General features: G+C 66.7%; 19 protein-coding genes. 10 read left to right on the top strand and 9 right to left on the bottom strand.

All coding sequences use genetic code 11. The features are described from left to right. Positions 1–111 precede the first annotated feature (111 nt). Positions 112–567, bottom strand: coding sequence for a glycine zipper 2TM domain-containing protein (locus tag BUA29_RS03720; protein ID WP_143148787.1), 456 nt, complete (start codon positions 565–567; stop codon positions 112–114). A gap of 176 nt (positions 568–743) precedes the next feature. Here BUA29_RS03720 and cysS point away from each other — a divergent pair, with 176 nt between their 5' ends. The 3 genes from cysS to BUA29_RS03705 all read left to right on the top strand — a co-directional run bounded on the left by cysS (position 744) and on the right by BUA29_RS03705 (position 3,922). After that, a complete protein-coding gene (cysS, locus tag BUA29_RS03715; protein WP_072755289.1) occupies positions 744–2,123 on the top strand; it encodes a cysteine--tRNA ligase in 1,380 nt (459 codons plus the stop codon). Positions 2,124–2,231: 108 nt separating this feature from the next. Beyond that, positions 2,232–2,678, top strand: coding sequence for a SufE family protein (locus tag BUA29_RS03710; RefSeq protein ID WP_072755288.1), 447 nt, complete (start codon positions 2,232–2,234; stop codon positions 2,676–2,678). Further along, positions 2,675–3,922: an MFS transporter gene (locus tag BUA29_RS03705; RefSeq protein WP_072755287.1), complete on the top strand. Its 1,248-nt coding sequence runs from the start codon at positions 2,675–2,677 to the stop codon at positions 3,920–3,922. Before BUA29_RS03710 ends, BUA29_RS03705 begins: the two co-directional genes overlap by 4 nt. A 243-nt stretch (positions 3,923–4,165) precedes the next feature. Here BUA29_RS03705 and dksA read toward each other — a convergent pair whose 3' ends face one another. Continuing rightward, complete coding sequence (dksA, locus tag BUA29_RS03700) at positions 4,166–5,260, bottom strand: RNA polymerase-binding protein DksA (protein ID WP_072755286.1); 1,095 nt, start codon at positions 5,258–5,260, stop codon at positions 4,166–4,168. Between the two features lie 99 nt (positions 5,261–5,359). Between dksA and yidD the strand changes: the two genes are divergently transcribed. Then, entirely contained in the window at positions 5,360–5,578 is a 219-nt protein-coding gene (gene yidD, locus BUA29_RS03695) for a membrane protein insertion efficiency factor YidD (RefSeq protein WP_072755285.1), read from the top strand. Next, the gene (locus BUA29_RS03690; protein WP_084602332.1) at positions 5,556–6,449 is read left to right on the top strand and encodes a M23 family metallopeptidase; all 894 of its coding nucleotides are present in this window, start codon (positions 5,556–5,558) and stop codon (positions 6,447–6,449) included. Before yidD ends, BUA29_RS03690 begins: the two co-directional genes overlap by 23 nt. A 112-nt stretch (positions 6,450–6,561) precedes the next feature. On the opposite strand, the gene folE2 is transcribed toward BUA29_RS03690, so the two are convergent. The 6 genes from folE2 to efp are packed head-to-tail and all read right to left on the bottom strand — an operon-like array spanning position 6,562 to position 11,549. Next, on the bottom strand, positions 6,562–7,488 hold the full coding sequence (folE2, locus tag BUA29_RS03685; RefSeq protein ID WP_072755284.1) for a GTP cyclohydrolase FolE2: 927 nt from the start codon (positions 7,486–7,488) through the stop codon (positions 6,562–6,564). A gap of 48 nt (positions 7,489–7,536) precedes the next feature. Continuing rightward, on the bottom strand, positions 7,537–8,199 hold the full coding sequence (locus tag BUA29_RS03680; RefSeq protein WP_072755283.1) for a hypothetical protein: 663 nt from the start codon (positions 8,197–8,199) through the stop codon (positions 7,537–7,539). Continuing rightward, positions 8,196–8,861 carry a phosphoglycolate phosphatase gene (gph, locus tag BUA29_RS03675; protein WP_072755282.1) on the bottom strand — a complete coding sequence of 222 codons (666 nt, stop codon included), beginning with the start codon at positions 8,859–8,861 and terminating at the stop codon, positions 8,196–8,198. The genes BUA29_RS03680 and gph overlap by 4 nt, the downstream gene beginning before the upstream one ends. Next, on the bottom strand, positions 8,858–9,568 hold the full coding sequence (ubiG, locus tag BUA29_RS03670; protein ID WP_072755281.1) for a bifunctional 2-polyprenyl-6-hydroxyphenol methylase/3-demethylubiquinol 3-O-methyltransferase UbiG: 711 nt from the start codon (positions 9,566–9,568) through the stop codon (positions 8,858–8,860). The genes gph and ubiG overlap by 4 nt, the downstream gene beginning before the upstream one ends. Before the next feature lie 19 nt (positions 9,569–9,587). After that, positions 9,588–10,928: a TRZ/ATZ family hydrolase gene (locus BUA29_RS03665; protein ID WP_072755280.1), complete on the bottom strand. Its 1,341-nt coding sequence runs from the start codon at positions 10,926–10,928 to the stop codon at positions 9,588–9,590. Positions 10,929–10,982: 54 nt separating this feature from the next. After that, positions 10,983–11,549 (bottom strand): elongation factor P, encoded by a 567-nt coding sequence (efp, locus tag BUA29_RS03660; protein ID WP_072755279.1) that lies wholly within the window; start codon positions 11,547–11,549, stop codon positions 10,983–10,985. A gap of 96 nt (positions 11,550–11,645) precedes the next feature. On the opposite strand from efp, the gene epmB reads away from it, so the two are divergent. Together epmB and BUA29_RS03650 are read left to right on the top strand one after the other, a co-directional pair. Next, complete coding sequence (gene epmB / locus BUA29_RS03655; protein WP_072755278.1) at positions 11,646–12,668, top strand: EF-P beta-lysylation protein EpmB; 1,023 nt, start codon at positions 11,646–11,648, stop codon at positions 12,666–12,668. Between the two features lie 70 nt (positions 12,669–12,738). Then, entirely contained in the window at positions 12,739–14,823 is a 2,085-nt protein-coding gene (locus tag BUA29_RS03650; protein WP_072755277.1) for an EAL domain-containing protein, read from the top strand. Between the two features lie 156 nt (positions 14,824–14,979). On the opposite strand, the gene htpX is transcribed toward BUA29_RS03650, so the two are convergent. After that, positions 14,980–15,876 carry a protease HtpX gene (htpX, locus tag BUA29_RS03645; protein ID WP_072755276.1) on the bottom strand — a complete coding sequence of 299 codons (897 nt, stop codon included), beginning with the start codon at positions 15,874–15,876 and terminating at the stop codon, positions 14,980–14,982. Positions 15,877–15,965: 89 nt separating this feature from the next. On the opposite strand from htpX, the gene gluQRS reads away from it, so the two are divergent. From gluQRS to BUA29_RS03630, 3 genes are all read left to right on the top strand, one after another. Continuing rightward, positions 15,966–16,874: a tRNA glutamyl-Q(34) synthetase GluQRS gene (gene gluQRS, locus BUA29_RS03640; RefSeq protein ID WP_072755275.1), complete on the top strand. Its 909-nt coding sequence runs from the start codon at positions 15,966–15,968 to the stop codon at positions 16,872–16,874. 75 nt (positions 16,875–16,949) lie between these two features. Further along, a complete protein-coding gene (gene phbB / locus BUA29_RS03635; RefSeq protein WP_072755274.1) occupies positions 16,950–17,690 on the top strand; it encodes an acetoacetyl-CoA reductase in 741 nt (246 codons plus the stop codon). A 78-nt stretch (positions 17,691–17,768) separates the two neighbouring features. Beyond that, complete coding sequence (locus BUA29_RS03630; protein WP_072755273.1) at positions 17,769–18,221, top strand: cytochrome c; 453 nt, start codon at positions 17,769–17,771, stop codon at positions 18,219–18,221. The last annotated feature ends 26 nt before the right edge of the window (positions 18,222–18,247 follow it).

The following is an 18,247-nucleotide window of genomic DNA, read 5'->3' as shown; positions in this document are numbered from 1 at the left end:
GCCATCCGGGCGGCATCGGCATAGCGCGTGGCGAGGTGGGCGTTCATGTCGGGTAGCATGCTCGCATGGCGGCTGCCGCGATGCAAGCGCAGGGGCACAGGCGCGTTCTGGTCAGTCGTCCGGATGCGGCATGATCGAGATGCGAATGCGCAGGCGATAGCCCGGGTCATTCTCCATGCGGGTGCGGAACTTGTTGCCGCGGTACATGTAATCGACGTCGTAGGCCACCACCCGGCGGGATTCCTTGGTCACCGGCTGCATCCGGCAGTCGGTGGCCTGCTCCGGCGTTGCCGTCGAGAGGCGGTCGCGGACCGCGTTGACCACCCGCGACAGCGGGTTGGGCTTGTCCGGACCCAGGCGCTCACAGACCTTTTCCATCTGGGTGGTCTTGATCGTCTCATAGACCGGGCGCACCGCCAGCACCTGGGCATAGTCGTAGCGCACGTTCTCAACCGGCGCCGACCGTGCCGGCGCCTGGTCTTTGCCCTGATCCTGGGCTTGGGCAGCCGGCGTGGCCAGCAACGCCACGGCGAGGCTCATTGTCGGAACGAAGGGGAATACCGGCATGCCCGAAGTGTATCGAACGCACGTCCGGGCATCTGAATCGCTGCTGTCACGGGTGCCCAATCGAGCGGCCGCTGGTGCGTGCACGCACCGGCCAGCGGGGATGACGCCATTCACCACTGCCGCCGCCGGGACCCCGGACGGGCCGCTACAATGCGCGCTCACGTCTGCGCACTGCCATGCAACTGAACCTTTACAACAGCCTGACCCGCCGGGTCGAACCGTTCGTACCGCAGGACCCGTCCTGCCCGACGATGTATGTCTGCGGCCCGACCGTCTACAACTACGTTCACATCGGCAACGCCCGCGGGCCGGTGGTGTTCGGCGTGCTGGCCGCACTGCTGCGGCGCCGCTACGGCACGCTGCGCTATGCCCGCAACATCACTGACGTGGACGACAAGATCAACGCGGCCGCCCGTGAACTGGGCGTGCCGATCTCGGTCATCACCGCACGCTACGCCGACGCCTACCGGCAGGACATGGCGGCGCTGGGTGTCACCGGCGCGTTCGCACCGGACATCGAGCCAGCCGCCACCGCGCACATCCCGCAAATGATTGCGATGATCGAGCGGCTGATCGCCCAAGGCCATGCCTATGCCGCCGAGGGCCATGTGCTGTTTTCCGTGGCAAGTTTTGACGGCTACGGCAAACTCTCGCGCCGCGACACCGAAGAAATGCTGGCCGGGGCGCGGGTCGAAGTGGCGCCGTATAAGCGCGATCCCGGCGATTTCGTCCTGTGGAAACCCTCCAGCGATGATCTTCCTGGCTGGGAGTCGCCCTGGGGACGCGGTCGCCCCGGCTGGCATATCGAATGCTCGGCGATGGCGGAAACCCACCTGGGCACCACCATCGACATCCATGCCGGCGGCGTCGATCTGCAGTTTCCGCATCACGAAAACGAAATCGCCCAGAGCGAGTGCGCGCATGGCGGCCAGACCTTCGCCAAGTTCTGGCTGCACAATGGCATGCTCACCTTCGGTGGCGCCAAGATGGCCAAATCCGTGGGCAACATCCAGCGCGTCCACGACCTGGTCAAGCAGTACCCGCCGGAAGCCTTGCGCCACGCCCTGCTCACGGCGCACTACCGGCAACCGCTGGAATGGTCGGATGGGCTGATCGAGCAAAGCATCCGCACCCTCGACCGGCTCTACGGCACCCTGCGCGACTTGGACGGCATCACCGCCTCTGCCCGTATTCCGGACAGCATCGAAGCCGCCCTGTGCGACGACCTCAACACCCCGGCCGCACTGGCCGAACTGGCGCGCATCGCGGCCGAGGCCCGCAAGGCCACGACCGACACGGAAAAAGCAGCACGCAAAAGCGAGCTGCTGGGGGCTGGTGCGGCGCTCGGCCTGCTCCAGCAGACGCCGCAGGCGTGGTTTGCGGGCGGCGCCGATGACGACGATGCCCGCATCCAGGCCCTGGTGGACGAACGCAGCGCCGCCAAGCGCGCGCGTGACTTTGCCCGTGCCGATGCCATCCGCGACCAGCTGGCCGCCGAGGGCATTCTGCTGGAGGACACGCCGCAGGGCGTGCGCTGGGTGAGAAAGCGCGTCTGAGTCCTGGCTCGCCCGGCCCTGACCAGCGCCGCCGCTGGCGTTGCCGAGGTTCAGACGCAAGCCAGCGTGGCCACAGAGGCACCGCATGCATGTTCCGCAGGACATCCGATGACTGAAGCCCCCTTCCCGCTCGAACCCACCGCCGCCGATGCCCAGGCGGCCATCGCCGAGGAGTTCGGATTTTTCTCCGACTGGGCCGAACGCTATCAGTACCTGATCGACCTGGGCCGCAAGCTGCCTCCGTTTCCGGAGGCCTGGAAAACCGAGGCCAACCGGTTGCACGGCTGCCAGTCGCTGGTCTGGATCGTGGCCGAAGGGGATGCCCACCGGCTCGACTTCCACGCCATCAGCGATTCTTCGATCGTCTCCGGGCTGATCTATCTGGTGCTGCGTGTCTATTCCGGGCGCAGTGCCCACGAGATTCTGGCCACCCAACCCGAGTTCATTTCCGCCATCGGTTTGGCCAAACACCTATCGCCCACCCGCAGCAATGGGCTGGCGGCGCTGCTGGCCTTCATTCGCGAACGCGCCCAGACCGCCCTGCAGCAGGCATGAACCACCCGACCGATGCGCCCACGGCCAGCCCCTCGCCGCTGGCCAGCGCCGGTTTCCGCTGGCTGATGCTGTACCGCATCTGCACCCTGATGTCCTATCAGGTGGTGGCGGTTGCAGTCGGCTGGCATCTCTACCTGCTCACCCGCGACACCCTGGCACTCGGGTTGGTGGGGCTGGCAGAAGTGATCCCGTTCTTCTGCATCGCGCCGTTTTCCGGCTACCTGGTCGATCACCTGCCGCGCCGCACGCTAGGTGCTGCGGCCTGCACCCTGCTGGCTGTCAATGCGGCTGTGCTGGCGGCGATGAGCGCGGGGCTGCTGCCCCTGCGCGGCCCCTGGCCGATCTATCTCGCCGTGGCCGTGGGTGGTATCGGCCGCACCTTCCTGGGGCCGATCTATAACGCCCTGTTCGCACGCGTGCTGGCGCGGCCACAGTTTGCCCGCGGCGCCAGCCTCGGTAGCGTCGTGTTCCAGACCGGGCTGGTGCTGGGCCCGGCGCTGGGGGGCGTGCTGGTGGGCACGCTGGGAACGGCAGCGGCATTCAGCACCGGCACCGCGCTGGCCCTGCTGGCGGCTGTCACGCTGCTGCGGATGCCGGTCAGCGAACCACCACCGCCGACGCAGCGTGGACCGATCCTGGCCAGCATCGCCGAAGGGGCGCGCTTCGTCGCCGGCAACCAAATCCTGCTTGGCGCCATGGCCCTGGACATGTTTTCGGTGCTGCTGGGCGGCGCGGTGTCCATGCTGCCCGCCTTCATCCACGACATTCTGCACGCAGGGCCGCAAGCGCTGGGGCTGCTGCGGGCCGCGCCGGCAATTGGCTCGATCCTGGTCGCGCTGTGGTTGAGCCGGCACCCCTTGCAGCGCCATGCCGGCCGGGTATTGCTCCTGGCAGTGGCTGGCTTTGGGCTGTGCACGATCGCCTTCGCACTGTCGCGACAGCTTTGGCTGTCCACCTTGCTGCTGGTGCTGTACGGGATGTGCGACGGCGTTTCGGTGGTGCTGCGCTCGACCATCATGCAGCTGGTGACCCCGGATGCGATGCGCGGCCGAGTGTCGTCCATCAATGGCCTGTTCATCAGCTCATCGAACGAGCTGGGCGCGTTTTACGACGGGGTCATGGCACGCCTGCTGGGGCTGGTGCCGGCGATGCTGGTCGGCGGCGGCGTCACCCTGGCGGTGGTGGCCATCACCGCCCGGCTGGCTCCCCGCCTGCGCCGGCTGGATCTGCGCGAACTGCACTGACACCGCCAACGCGGCGTTCCTGTGTCCTAAGCAGTCTCCGAATACTTGCAAGATTCCTTGGGACACAGATGGCCGGCCATGCAGCCATCGCACACGCGATTGCTACGCGTGAGCCGAACCGGGACATCTGCCGGGCTCAGTGCGGTTGACACCACCAGGATGGCGTTGTTCAGGCCTTCCCTAAAAACCAAATGCCCCGCCGAAGCGGGGCTGAAATCTGGTGCGGCGAATGCGAGGCCGGGCTTACTCGCCCATCATCTTCTGCTGGTGCTCCCAGCGTTCCTGGGCATCGACCGTACGTTCTGCGGTCAGACGCGCTTCCATCCGCTCCAGTCCAATCTCCTCGCCGGTATCGACGCAGTAGCCGTAGTCGCCACTGTCGATGCGCTTGAGGGTGGAGTCGATCTTGGCGATGAGTTTGCGGTAGCGGTCGCGGGTGCGCAGCTCCAGCGAGTTCTCCGTCTCGCGGGTGGCGCGCTCGGCCTCATCGCCGATGTCACGCACTTCCTCGCGTAGGTTTTCGATGGTCTGCTTGGACTCCTCCACGAGCTCGGCCCGCCACTGCAGCAGACGCTGGCGGAAATACTCCAGCATCAGCGGGTTCATGTACTCCTCGTCCGGCGAAGGCTTATAGCCGGGCGGGACGATCGGCCGGCCGGTGGCCTCGTCCACTTCATACGGCACGACCTTGAACGTGCGCTTGGGTTCAGTTGCCGGCTTTAGCGCTGCGTTTTTGGTGGCAATCACGACTTTTCCAGGTGGTTTTTCTTTCGACTGCTCCGGCGTGTTTGCCGGCGGCGTCGGGGTAGCAGTGTTCTTACGTTCCGTCACAGGTGCCTGACCCACGCTGTTCGGGGTGGCCGGTGGCGAAGAGACGTCCTTGGTCTTGCGGTCTCCTGCGGTGGTTGTGCCCTTCTTTCCCGTTTTCTTGCTGGATTCAACCTGGACGTCGGTCGCGGGGATGACCCGCTTGACCACCTTCTCCGCGCTGGGCTTGGTCGCTTTGTCCTTGCCGGGCGCTTGCTTGGTGGGCGCAGCTTTGCTGCCCGCCGCAGGCTTCTTGGTCGGCGCTGCTTTCTGCTTGGCCTGGGCCGACTGCCGTGTGGCCGCCTTCTTGACCGTGCTGTCCTTCTTGGCTGGCGCGGCTTTCTTGACTGACGCCGTCTTGCTGGCTGGCACAGCCTTCTTGGCAGCCTCGGTCTTCTTGGCTGGGACCGCTTTCTTTTTTGCGGCCGCAGTGCTCTTCGCCACCGGTTTTGCCGCTGGCGCCGGCTTCTTCACCGAGGTGGCCTGTTTGGCCGGCTTGGCGGCCTTCTTGGCGGTTTTTTTCGCTGCCACGTCCGGACTCCTCTCATTTCCCTTGAGGCGGGAAGGCGCGCTGTTATACCCTGCCTTGCGCGATGCGGCAACCGCACCGCGACCTACCGCCCAATCATCGTGCTCTCCCGCATCCTGCTCTTTCTGCTGCGTCTCTACAAGCGCTGGATCAGCCCGCTCCTGGGGCCACGCTGCCGGTTCGTCCCCACCTGCTCGGACTACGCCGTGGAGGCCATCACCCGCTTCGGTCCATTCAAGGGCAGTTGGCTGGCCATGCGTCGCATCGCCCGCTGCCATCCCCTGCACCCCGGTGGCCATGACCCCGTCCCACCGCACTGACCGACGCCTCCTGCTGGCATTGCTCGCATCCGCGCTTCTGTACACCTGTACGCCGGTATGGGCAGGCGCCGTGGGCGCAACGCCGGCCACGACCGAAGCTGGACCCGCCACAGCGACGGCGGGCATCCGGTTCCCCCATACCGCCCTTCAAGGGGCCATGGTCATCGGCAAGGTACCCGCCGGCAGCCAGGTGACTTACGCCGGACGCACCCTGCGACCGACGCCGTATGGCTCGGTGGTGTTGGGGATCGGCCGCGATCAGAGCGGAACGATCGCCCTGACCGTGACCCCACCTGGGGCGGCCACACAGACGATCCTGATCACGATCCTTCCACGCGACTGGCCGGTGGAACAGGTGCGTGGCGTACCGCCGGCGACGGTCACGCCACCGCCGGAGCTTGCCCGTCGTATCGAGGCCGAACAGGCACAGGTGGCCGCCGCACGTCAGCGCGATGGCGACGAGACCGGCTTTGCCCAGCGTTTCTTCTGGCCCGTGCAGGGCCGGATCAGCGGCCGCTTCGGCCATCAGCGCGTGTATGACGGGGTCCCCGGTGCGCCGCACTCGGGGATGGACATCGCCGCACCCGCAGGCACTCCGGTGCGCGCTCCTGCCAGCGGGGTGGTGACCTTCGCCGCACCCGATCTGTATCTCACCGGCGGCACGGTGCTGTTGGATCACGGCCACGGCATCAGCAGCAACTTCCTGCATCTGTCGCGGATCGACGTACAGGTCGGGCAACCCGTGCGGCAAGGCGAGATCATCGGCGCCGTCGGTGCCACTGGCCGCGCCAGCGGGCCGCATCTGCACTGGGGCATGAACTGGTTCGACGTGCGCATCGACCCGCTGCTGGTGCTACAGCGCACGCCTTAACGCGGCAACGCGCTCAGGCGTGCGGGCGTGTCGTGCGCACGCGGGAACACACGCGTGCAGCTGCTTGCGCAGCCGTCGAATCGGGCGATGCGCCGAGTGTTTTAGACCTTGCCTAGCGGTCGTTGCGGCCGCTCACGCTGGCCACGGCGTCATGGGCGTGCAGGCTCTCCAGATGCGCCACCCGCACCTGCCAGGCCAAGATCCGGGCCTCAGCCGCCAGCACCGCGGCCAACCGGCGCGCCGCATCCTCGCAAAACATCAGATTGGCGGCATTGGCTTCGGCAAAGGCCTGCTCGTCTTCACGCTTGACCGCTGTCTGCACCGGCGTGCCAAGCGCAGCTTCCAGGGCGTCGATCAGGTTGACCAGTGGCAGTTCATCGAGACTGGGCCGCAGCTCTAGACGAAATTCGGCCCGACTGCGCTGGGCATGGGGCGTGGCGGCCAGCCCCTGTTCGCTCTCCAGCCACGCGCACACATCGGCCACGGCAACATCCGAACTCGCGCCAAACATGCGGGCAAAGCGCTCGGCATTGGCCTGCCGCGACAGCGCGGCCGAGGCCGGGCAGGTACTGGAATATTCCAGTGCCAGTTCCAGCGTCAGCTGCAGATGCCCGTCGGCCAGGACCGCCTCCAGCATGACCGGATAGCGTTTCCAGCCGGCATGGCCACTGCGCAGTGCCGTCCGCAGCAGCAGCTGGTCATAGCGAAGACGCAGCCGCGCGCGGGTGGCCAGCCCCTGTTGCGAGGCAATGCAGTCGTCCAGCAGACGGCGCAGTGCCGGCCCGGTCAGCAGCGTATCCGCCAACCCCTGCTGCAGTTGCAGATACAAACGCGACATGTGGATGCCGCGGGCGCCCGCTGCGTGCAGATCGACCGCCACATCGACACTGGCTGGCACACGCAGCGTCGCACCGTTGCCATCCGGCAGCCGGATCGGCAGGGCGATGCCCTCCATCCCCACCCAGTCCAGGGCGCGGGCCTGGGGCACGCGATCGAAGGCCACATCCGGCAAGGCCGGCGAAGTCAGGGGCTTGTGCATCGCGACATTGTACCGGCAGTGACGTGATCGGCCGCGGAACGCTCTGGTTCACCCACGCGCGGCACGCCAGGCCGCCAGCAGCACGCGGGGTGCTCCTAGCGGAGCCTGGCCGTCCTGCCGGCGCAGGCGCAGACGCACCAGCGCCGCCTGGATGCGCTCCACCCGCGGCCCCTCGCGCAAGGCCGGCAGTGCCAATACGCTGGCCAGATCGGTGCCAGCGGCCGGTACCCCGCGTCGGGGCAGCAACAGCCGCCATTCGGCCAGCAGCGCCTGCGCCATCGCATCTCCCGATGGGGCGGGCGCACAAAACAACGCCGCCGACACCGTCGCCAGGCCTTGCGCGTATCCGGCCAAGCCGGCCAGTGTCTGTGCTTGATCGCCTTCCGGCTGTCGGCGAAGACGCAATGCAGGGATTCCGTCAGCGAGCCGAGCCCAATCCACCGGCTGCCGTTGCAGAGCCAGCCCCAGCGGATGCCGGCGGGCACCACGCGCCCAACCGCGCAGCTCTTCTTCCCACCAGCCCAGCTTGGCCGCCCCGGGTGTCGGGTCCTCACCCCCCCAGGCGGCTTCCGCCAGCTCACCGCGCAGCGCCAGCCAGGCCTGCGCCAACGGGCGCTGCGATGCCGGCACGAACGCTTCGGCGATGGCCCATTCCGGCCAGCGTGTGCGCCATTTCTGCAGGAATGTGTCGAGGGCGGCTGAATCGGTCATGGCAACGGCCAGTCGAGCAGCGCCTGTGGGGTGGGCGACAAGGCATCTCCGCCCCAGTCCTGCGGGTTCTCATCCGGCAGCCGATAGCCCCACAGCGCCACCACCGAGCGCATGCCGGCCGCCCGCGCCGCTTCGATGTCGCGGCGGTCATCACCGACATAGGCGCAGTCCTGGCAGGACACGCCCAACTGCCCGGCCGCATGCAACAGCGGCAACGGATGCGGCTTGCGCTCGGGCAGGCTGTCACCGCCCACCAAAATGGCGCAACGCGCATCCCAGCCCAACCCCGGCAGCAACTGCCGGGCCAGAGATTCCGGCTTGTTGGTCACGATGCCCCAGCGGCTACCGGCCGCCTCGAGTGCCGCCAGCAGTTCGACCACCCCATCGAAAGGCGCGCCGTGCTGCCCCAAGACCTGTGCGTAGATGTCGAGAAACTCTCGAACCATCTCCGCCGGCACCTCGCCGCCCAGCGCCGGAAAGGATGCCGCAATCATCGCCCGCGCGCCGCGGGAGACGTGCGGACGCAGTGCGTCCAGCGCCATCGGAGCATCACCGCGCATGGCGCGCATGCGGTTGACCGTGACCAGCATATCCGGGGCGCTGTCGAGCAGGGTGCCGTCAAGATCGAACAGCACCAGCGGCGGGAAGCGACGCGCACTCATTCCGGTTTACGCGCGCAGGCCAGGTAGTTGACCCGAGGCGCCCCACCCACCCAGGCCCGTTGACCAAGCGGGTCATAGTGCAGACCGCTGATGTCGTCCAGCACCAGCCCGGCCGCACGCAGCATCTGCGCCAGTTCGGCCGGGCGGATGAAATCCCGGTACTGGTGGGTTCCAGGCGGCAGCAGCCGAGCGATGTATTCGGCGCCGACAATGGCCAATGCAAACGCCGCCAGCGTGCGGTTGAGGGTGGACAGGAACAGGTATCCGCCGGGCTTGAGCAGGGTGGCACAGGCCTGCACCACCGATGCCGGATCGGGGACATGCTCGAGCATTTCCATGCAGGTCACGACATCGAACTGGCCCGGCTGTGTGTGCGCCAGCGCCTCGGCGCTGATCTGCCGATACTCGACCCGCACGCCGGATTCCAACCCGTGCAGGCGGGCGACCTTGAGCAGATTCGACGCCAGATCGATTCCCGTCACCGCGGCACCGGCCCTGGCCATCGCCTCGCTGAGCAGACCACCACCGCAGCCAACATCGAGCACGGCCGCCCCTGGCAGGCGAACACGGCTGGCGACGTACGCAAGCCGCGCCGGATTGAGCGCGTGCAGGGCCCGCTGCGGCCCGTCCGGATCCCACCAGCGCTGGGCCAGCGCATCGAACTTGTCGAGTTCGGCCTGCGAGACGTTGTCGGGGATCGCGCTCATCGCCTGCTCCGCATGTCGATCAGTGTGCCCGCACCTGGGCAATGCGCGCCTGCCAGTGGCCAACCTTGGCCAGCAGCGCCTCGGTATCCATGTCCACCAGCTCGCGCTGGCGCAGCTTGGGTTGACCGGCGATCCAGACATCGCTGACCTGATGGCGGCCGGCGGCATACACCAGCTGCGAGACGATGTGATGCAGCGGTTGGGTTTCCAGCGGGGCCAGATCGACGCACACCAGATCCGCCTGCTTGCCGGGCTCGATACTGCCAATCAGGTGCTCAAACCCCAGTGCGCGGGCGCCACCCAGGGTGGCGGCATGCAGAGCCTCGAAGGCGGAGAAGCCGGCAGCGTCGTGGGCTACCGCCTTGCCCAGCAGGGCGGCGGTCCGGGTTTCGCCGAACATGTCGAGATCGTTGTTGCTGGCGCAGCCGTCGGTGCCGATCGCCAGATTCACCCCCGCCTTCAGCAGCGCGCAGGCCGGGCAGAAACCCGAGGCCAGCTTGAGATTGGATTCCGGGCAGTGCACGACGCTGACGCCGCGTTCGGCACACAGGCGGATCTCGGCGTCGGTGAGCTGGGTCATGTGCACCGCAATCAGGCGGTCGTTGACCAGGCCCAGCCGATCCAGCCGCGCCAACGGCCGCAGGCCATACTGCTTCAGGGAGTCCTCGATCTCCTGCGCAGTTTCATGGGTATGCAGATGCACCGGCAGATCAAGCTGATCGGCCAGCATCCGCACGCGCTCGAAGTTGGCGTCGCTCACCGAATAGGGCGCATGCGGCGCAAATGCCATTGCGACCAGCGGATCGTCACGCCAGGTGTCGTGCACTTCGATGGCGCGAGCGAAGTATTCATCGTCGCTGGCCGCCCAGGCGGTCGGGAAATCGATCACCGGCAGGCCCACCCGCGCCCGGAATCCGTGCTTGCTGTACACGGCGGCCTGCACGTCTGGGAAGAAATAGTTTTCGTTGGCGCAGGTGGTGCCACCACGCAGCATCTCGGCGATCGCCAAGGTCACGCCGTCGGCCACGAACTCCGGCCCCACCAGCGCGCCTTCGACCGGCCAGATGTGCTCGCGCAGCCAGGTCATCAGCGGCAGATCATCGGCCACGCCGCGCAGCAGCGTCATCGGATTGTGGGTGTGAGCGTTGACCAGCCCCGGGATCAGCGCCGCCTGCGGACGCGCCACCGTCTGCGCCGGCGCAAAGCGTGCCCGTGCCTGCGCCCGCGGCAGCACCGCCACGATGCGAGAACCGGAAACGGCAACGGCGTGATCTGGAAGGATCACGCCGTGCGGGACGACCGGCACCACCCAGCCGGCCTCGATGAGAAGGTCGCAGGGCTGCGGCGCGTGCTCGGTCATGTCGTTCCTTTCCAAAGCGTCACCCGTCCACGCCCGGCGTGGACGGGGCATGGCTCACTTCACGCGCGAGACGTACTCGCCGCTGCGGGTATCGACCTTGATGACCTCATCCTGGGCGACGAACAGCGGCACCCGCACCACCGCGCCGGTTTCCAGGGTGGCGGGCTTGCCACCACCACCGGAGGTGTCGCCACGCACGCCGGGATCGGTTTCGACGATCTTCAGCTCGACGAAGTTGGGCGGCGTCACCTGGATCGGCACGCCATTGAACAGGGTGACGATGCACATCTCCTCGCCCTTGATCCACTTGGCGGCATCGCCCACACCCGCCTTATCGGCCTGGATCTGCTCGAAGGTTTCCGGGTTCATGAAGTGCCAGTACTCGCCATCGCTGTACAGGAACTGCATGTCGGTATCGACGACGTCGGCCGCTTCCACCGAGTCGGTGGACTTCATGGTCAGCTCCTGCACCCGGCCGGTGCGGATCTGGCGATAGCGCACGCGGGTGAAGGCCTGGCCCTTGCCGGGCTTGACGTAATCGGTTTCGGTGATGATGCAGGGTTCGTTGTTGACCAGGATCTTCTGTCCGGCCTTGACGTCGTTCATGCCGAGAGCGGCCATGGGCACTCCTTGGGCCACCCAGCGTGGGCGGCTACACTGTGGGGTTTCGATGATGGGTTCCGGACAACACCGGAAACCGTGGACTTGTAGCCCGACATGATACCCGCAGCCCCCGCTTCCGTGCAGCACACCCCACCCTCGCGCTGGCAGACCGCCTGGCGCGATGCCGTGCGCGACCCGCGCCAGTTGCTTGCAATGCTTGGGCTGGAGCAGTTGGCGGCACAGCTCTCTGATCACGCCGCCCAGCAGTTCCCGCTACGGGTGCCACGCGGGTTCATCGCCCGCATGCGCCCGGGCGATCCGGCCGACCCCCTGCTGCGGCAGGTGCTGCCGGTACTGGACGAAGACCGCATCGTGCCCGGCTTTGCCCTGGATGCGGTCGGCGACGGCCTCGCCCGGCGCGGCGGTGGGCTGATCCACAAGTACCAGGGCCGGGCATTGCTGATCGCCACCGGCAGCTGTGCGGTGCACTGCCGCTACTGCTTTCGCCGGCATTACCCCTACGCCGAAGACACCGCCGCCGCGGGCGGCTGGCGTCAGGCGTTGGCGCTGCTGGCCGCCGATACCTCGATCCACGAAGTGATCCTCTCCGGCGGCGACCCGCTCTCGCTGGCCGACCACAAACTGGCCGAACTGACCGATGTCCTGCGCACGCTGCCGCACATCCGCCGCCTGCGCATCCATACCCGGCTGCCGGTGGTACTGCCCGAGCGCGTCGATACCGGGCTTCTCGACTGGCTGGGCACCCTCCCCTGGCCGCTGACCGTGGTGATCCATGCCAACCATGCCCACGAGTTCGATGCCTCGGTGGATCGGGCACTGGCCGCCCTGCGCGCCACCGGCGCGGTTCTGCTCAACCAGGCCGTGCTGCTGCGCGGGGTGAACGACACCGTGGACGCGCTGGCCGCGTTGTGCGAACGCGGTTTTGCTGCCGGCGTGCTGCCCTATTACCTGCACCAACTCGATCGTGTGGCCGGGGCTGCCCACTTCGAAGTGGACGACGCCACCGCCCTAGCGCTGCACGCGGCGCTATCCGCCCGCCTGTCCGGCTACCTGGTGCCCAGGCTGGTGCGCGAAATCCCTGGACACCCCGGCAAGACTGCGCTGCACAGGCTTTGACCTGCATCACATTCACGGCTAGGTTAGCGCGCACACACTTGTACGCACCACGCTCCGGAATTCCCCCGTCATGGCAGCTGGCAAAGACACCGCTCTGCGATTGATCCTTGTAACCGACCTGGTGAACGAAGCCGAGGCGCTGGTCAGCCGCCTGCGGAATGCCGGCACCGCGGTGCGTCCGTTGCGCCCGGAATCTCTGGACGAACTGACCGACATGCTGGCCCGGCAGCCGGTGGACATGGTGCTGGCCGACTATGGCGCGACCCTGCTGCCCTTCGAGCAGGTCGCCAAAGCGGTGCTGGGCTGCGGCCGCGACGTGTCGCTTCTGGCCGTACTGGACGGGATTGATGACGACACCCTGGAGCAGGCCCTGACCCTCGGCGCCCAGGCCGTGGCACTGCGCGAGCGTGCGGCGCAGTTCCTGAAAGTGGTTCATGCCGAATGGCAGGCGCTGGAATCCCGCCGCAGCCAGCGTCGCCTGGAAGCGCAGATGCGCGAAACCCAGCGCCGCTGCGACATGCTGATCGACTCCTCGCGCGAACCCATCGCCTACATCCATGAAGGCATGCACATCCGGGCCAACCAGGCCTACCTGGACATGTTCGGGTTCGAGACCTTCGAAGACATCGAAGGCATGTCCCTGCTGGATCTGGTCGCGCCAGCCGACGTGGCGCCGCTGAAAGAGCTGCTCAAGCATCTGGCCAAGGGCGAGGACGCGCCCTCGCGCCACGAGCTGACCGCACGCGATGCCGAAGGCCACAGCTTCCCGGCGGTGATGGAGTTCACTCCCGCCGAGTATCAAGGCGAGCCCTGCCTGCAACTGATCTTCCGCCGTCAGACCGTTGAGGTGGACCCCGAACTGGCACGCCAGTTGGAAGACCTCAAACAGCGCGACCCGGCGACCGGCCTGCTCAACCGCCCTACCTTCCTTGGCCTGCTGGATGCCGCGGTGGCCGAGGCCGCTGCTGGCGGTGCCGGACATGGCCTGCTGCTGGTGGAGCCGGATCACTACGTCCAGCTGCTGGATGTGATCGGCCTGGACGCCGCCGACGAGCTGCTGGCTGCGCTGGGCCAACGCCTGACGGAAACCGCCCCGCAGGCCCAGATTGGCCGCTTCGGCGAGCATCAGCTGGCCATTCTGATCCCCAACAGTGACTACTACGCCACAAAGGCACTGGCAGACGCCCTGCGTGCAGCGGTGGCCGATGCGGTGCTGGTGGTGGGAAGCAACTCGCTCAACGCCACCATCAGCATCGGTGGCGTGCAGATTGGCGAGAAGATCGCCAGCACCAGCCAAGTGCTGGCCAAGGCCAACCAGTCCCTGGCCGCCACAGTCGGCTCCGGCGGCAATCGGGCGGATGTGTTCGATCCTGGCGCCCAGGATCGTGCCGAACAGGAACGCATCGCCGCCTGGCTGGGCCGCATCCGTGAGGCGCTGGACGGACAGGGCTTCCAACTCGGCTTCCAGCCAGTGGTGTCCCTGCACGGCGAAACCGAGGAAGCCTACGAGATGCGCCTGCATCTGCTCGGCAGTGACGGCGTGCCGGTTCCGGCCGACACGTTCCTGCCGATTGCCGAGGAGCACGGCCTGCTGGGCGAAATCGACCGCTGGGCGGTGGCGCGCGCGATCACCCTGATCGGCGAACGCCAGCGCATTGGCAAATCCACCCGCCTCCTGCTGTCGGTGTCGCAGGATGCCGTGCTTGATCCAGCAATGCCTGAGTTCATCCGTAAGGCCCTGGCCAGCGCCGGTGTGCCGGGGCAGCTGCTCAGCCTGGCGGTGGCCGAAACCAAGGTCTTCGTCAATCTCAATGCGACCCAGGCCTTTGCTGATGCCCTGGCCGCGCTGGGCGTGACGCTGACCCTGGAACGGTTCGGTGCCGGGCTCAACTCGCTACAGATCCTGCAGCACGTCACCCCGACGCTGCTCAAGATCGACCCGCAGTTCATGGACGACCTGCCCAAGAACACCACAGCCCAAGCCAAACTGCGGGAAATCGCGCAGAAGGCACACGAACTGGGGATCCGCACCATGGCTCCGAATGTGCAGGATGCCGCCAGCATGACCCTGTTGTTCTCGACCGGCATCCATTACGTACAAGGAGATTTCCTGGCCCCGGTCAGCCCCGACATGAACTACGACTTCAGCCTCTGACGCCAAGGCCGCACCCCGGCAGGCCGCTTTGGGCTGCCGAGACAGGGGTCAGCCGCACATGGCGGGCTGGCAGCGGGCACGCAACGCGCTGTCAACCGCCAGGGTTGGCCGGTCTGGGATGACCGGCCACACAACAGGCATCTACGGCTGGTTTGATCAGTCGGCCAAGCCTTCGCGCAAGGCTTCTGGTGGCGCATTGCGCAAGGCTTCGATCCGCTCCTCGATGGGCGGATGGCTCATCAGCAGGCGCGCAAGCCCATGCCCCATGCCGCCACTGATCCCGAATGCGGCGATCTGCTTGGGCAACGTGCTGGCGCCGTGCATCTCCGCCAGCCGTTCCAGCGCGGCGATCATCTTGTGGCGGCCCGCCAGCGCCGCGCCACCGGCGTCGGCACGGAACTCGCGGTAGCGCGAGAACCACATGGCGATCATCGAGGCCAACAGGCCAAACACCATCTCCAGCACAAACACGACCAGGTAATACCCCAACCCGGGCCGGTCGTCACGGCCACCGCTGAGTGCGGCATCGATGAACCGGCCCACCACCCGCGCCAGCACGATCACGAACGTGTTGAGCACCCCTTGCAGCAAGGCCATGGTGATCATGTCGCCATTGGCGACATGGCTGACCTCATGACCCAGCACAGCCTCGGCCTCATCCCGGGTCATCGCCCGCAACAAACCGGTGGACACCGCCACTAGGGCATGATTGCGATTGGCACCGGTGGCGAACGCGTTGATTTCCGGGGCATCGTAGATGGCCACATCCGGCATGCCGATCCCGGCCGCCTGCGCCTGACGCTGCACGGTGGCCAGCAGCCATTGCTCGACCTCATTGCGCGGCTGGGTGATGATGTGCGCGCCCGTCGCGTTGATCGCAACCCACTTGGACATCAGCAGGGAGATGATCGACCCGCCAAACCCGAACAGGGCGGCCATCACCAGCAACCCGCTGGCCTGCTGGGGATTCACGCCCAGGATCGACATGACGATGCTCACCAACGCCAGCACCGCCAGGTTGGTCAGCAGAAACAGGAACATGCGCTTGAACATGGGATCAGCTCTCCTTGCGTGTCCGATACACGCGACGCTGCGTTAGTGTGGCCCATTCTGGTGAAATTCAACCCGGCTTGCTGAACACCATGTTCAACTTTGTGGCCTGTGGCCGTTTTGCTCCCTCCCCGACCGGCCCGCTACATGCCGGATCGCTGCTGACGGCGCTGGCAAGCTGGCTGCAGGCGCGCCAGGCCGGCGGGGTGTGGCGGGTGCGGATCGAAGATCTCGACCCGCCCCGCGAAGTCCCCGGCGCCGCGCAACGCCAGCTAGCCACGCTGGCGGCCTTCGGCCTGCATCCGGACGGTGAGGTGGTCTATCAAAGCCAGCGCCATCATCTCTATGCCGCCGCGCTTGATCGGCTCATGGCGGACGGGCTGGCCTTCGAATGCCATTGCAGCCGCAGCGATCTGGCCGCAAGCGGCGGCATCCATCGCCGCTGCCGACCGGATCGCCGGCGCCCTGACCCGGCAATCCGGCTGCGTGTCCCAGACGGCTGCACGATCGCCGTCGAAGATGCCATCCACGGCCGCATCGAGCAGCGGGTGGATCTGGCCGTGGGCGATTTCGTGCTGCGTCGCAGCGACGGCCTGTGGGCCTATCAGTTGGCGGTGGTGGTGGACGATGCCGCCCAGGGCGTGACCACGGTGGTGCGCGGCGCTGATCTGCTCGACTCCACCCCGCGCCAGATCCTGCTGCAACGTCTGCTCGGGCTGCCCACCCCAGCCTATGCGCACGTGCCGCTGCTGCTCGGCGCCGATGGCCGCAAGCTGTCCAAGTCGGATGCTGCCTTGCCAGTGGATGGCACCTCGCCACTCCCAACCCTGATTCGGCTCTGGGAACTGCTCGGGCAGGCGCCCCTGCCAGCCTCGGCACTGCGCTGCCCGAAGGCATTTCTGGACGCCGCCGTGCCGGCGTTCCGGCTGGATCACATTCCACGCACCTTGGCCTGTCTCGACAGCGGGCGCGGATCAGCACATCCCGGTGGGGCGCGCTGAGATCCTCCGGCAACAAAGATTGCCTAGAATCGGAATGCCCCCACCCTCTCCACCCAACTGCACGAGGAGCACGGCATGACGTCCAGAGTTGCACTGGTCACCGGCGGCACTGGCGGTATCGGCACCGCCATCGTCAAACGACTGGCCCAGATGGGGCACAAGGTCGCCACCAACTACCGCAATGAGGAAAAGGCCCGCGCTTGGCAGGCCCGGATGCGCGAGGACGGCATCGAGGTGTTTCTGACCCGCGGGGACGTCACCTCGCCGGAGGAGGCCGCGGCCATGGTGCATGCGGTGGAAGCCGCGCTGGGGCCGATCGAGATCCTGATCAACAACGCTGGCATCACCCGCGACACGCCGTTCCACCGGATGCGGCCGGACCAGTGGATGGAGGTGATCAACACCAACCTCAATTCCTGCTTCAACGTCACCCGACCGGTTATCGAGGGCATGCGTGAACGCAAGTGGGGCCGGATCATCCAGATCAGTTCGATCAACGGCCTCAAGGGCCAGTACGGCCAGGCCAACTATGCCGCCTCCAAGGCCGGCATGCATGGTTTCACCATCTCGCTGGCGCGGGAAAATGCCCGCTACGGGATCACCGTCAACACCATCTCGCCGGGCTACATCGCCACTGACATGGTGATGGCGGTGCCCGAGGAGGTACGCGCCAAGATCATCGCCGACATCCCCACCGGGCGCCTGGGCACCCCCGAGGAAATCGCCCATGGCGTGGCCTTTCTGGTGGACGAGCAGGCCGGCTGGATCACCGGTTCCAATCTTGATATCAATGGCGGCCATCACATGGGCTGGTGATGCCGGCACGGTGCGGTTCACACCGCCAATGTGCCACCATGCCCTTACCGACCATGATCACCTCCAAGGAGACACGCCATGTCCACCCCTGATCCTGCTGCCCCCGCTGGTCGCCGTCCAGGCAATGCCGGTCGCTATCTGTTCCTGCTGATTCTTGGCCTGGTGATTGGCGCAGTGGCCACGGTGATGATTCTGCGCGCCCTGAATGCCCGCAAAGATCATTTCCCAGAAGCCCTCATGGAAGTGCATGCTTGGCACATGGGGCAGCTCAAGATGGCGCTGGAGCAAAACCGCTGCACGCCCAACGACGTGCTGCCGCATCTGCAGGCATTGCGCACGATGGGTACTGATCTCGAGGCCGCATTCCCTGACCTGCGCGATGACGAGCGCTTCCGGACCGCCGCCGCTGGCATGCGCTCTGCCGCCGACAAGGCACTCAATGCCCCGCCGATGAGCTGCGAAAGCCTGGCTGGCACCCTGAAGTCGCTCGGCGACGGCTGCAAGACCTGTCATCGCGACTTCAAGAACTAAAAACCCACCAAAGCCATTCGGCACCT

Origin of the sequence: Thermomonas hydrothermalis (genome assembly GCF_900129205.1) — a bacterium.
Taxonomy (GTDB): Bacteria; Pseudomonadota; Gammaproteobacteria; order Xanthomonadales; family Xanthomonadaceae; genus Thermomonas; species Thermomonas hydrothermalis.
The sequence above is the reverse complement of the archived record's forward strand: the minus strand, read 5'-3'. Positions and strand labels throughout refer to the sequence as shown.

Coding starts and splice junctions, on each gene's coding strand:
- BUA29_RS03705 (WP_072755287.1), top strand. CDS start 2,675: ATGAACCACCCGACCGATGCGCCCACGGCCAGCCCCTCGCCGCTGGCC.
- BUA29_RS03710 (WP_072755288.1), top strand. CDS start 2,232: ATGACTGAAGCCCCCTTCCCGCTCGAACCCACCGCCGCCGATGCCCAG.
- BUA29_RS03680 (WP_072755283.1), bottom strand. CDS start 8,199: ATGACCGATTCAGCCGCCCTCGACACATTCCTGCAGAAATGGCGCACA.
- folE2 (WP_072755284.1), bottom strand. CDS start 7,488: ATGCACAAGCCCCTGACTTCGCCGGCCTTGCCGGATGTGGCCTTCGAT.
- ubiG (WP_072755281.1), bottom strand. CDS start 9,568: ATGAGCGCGATCCCCGACAACGTCTCGCAGGCCGAACTCGACAAGTTC.
- efp (WP_072755279.1), bottom strand. CDS start 11,549: ATGGCCGCTCTCGGCATGAACGACGTCAAGGCCGGACAGAAGATCCTG.
- cysS (WP_072755289.1), top strand. CDS start 744: ATGCAACTGAACCTTTACAACAGCCTGACCCGCCGGGTCGAACCGTTC.
- BUA29_RS03665 (WP_072755280.1), bottom strand. CDS start 10,928: ATGACCGAGCACGCGCCGCAGCCCTGCGACCTTCTCATCGAGGCCGGC.
- BUA29_RS03690 (WP_084602332.1), top strand. CDS start 5,556: ATGACCCCGTCCCACCGCACTGACCGACGCCTCCTGCTGGCATTGCTC.
- phbB (WP_072755274.1), top strand. CDS start 16,950: ATGACGTCCAGAGTTGCACTGGTCACCGGCGGCACTGGCGGTATCGGC.
- gph (WP_072755282.1), bottom strand. CDS start 8,861: ATGAGTGCGCGTCGCTTCCCGCCGCTGGTGCTGTTCGATCTTGACGGC.
- BUA29_RS03720 (WP_143148787.1), bottom strand. CDS start 567: ATGCCGGTATTCCCCTTCGTTCCGACAATGAGCCTCGCCGTGGCGTTG.
- gluQRS (WP_072755275.1), top strand. CDS start 15,966: ATGTTCAACTTTGTGGCCTGTGGCCGTTTTGCTCCCTCCCCGACCGGC.
- BUA29_RS03630 (WP_072755273.1), top strand. CDS start 17,769: ATGTCCACCCCTGATCCTGCTGCCCCCGCTGGTCGCCGTCCAGGCAAT.
- htpX (WP_072755276.1), bottom strand. CDS start 15,876: ATGTTCAAGCGCATGTTCCTGTTTCTGCTGACCAACCTGGCGGTGCTG.
- BUA29_RS03650 (WP_072755277.1), top strand. CDS start 12,739: ATGGCAGCTGGCAAAGACACCGCTCTGCGATTGATCCTTGTAACCGAC.
- epmB (WP_072755278.1), top strand. CDS start 11,646: ATGATACCCGCAGCCCCCGCTTCCGTGCAGCACACCCCACCCTCGCGC.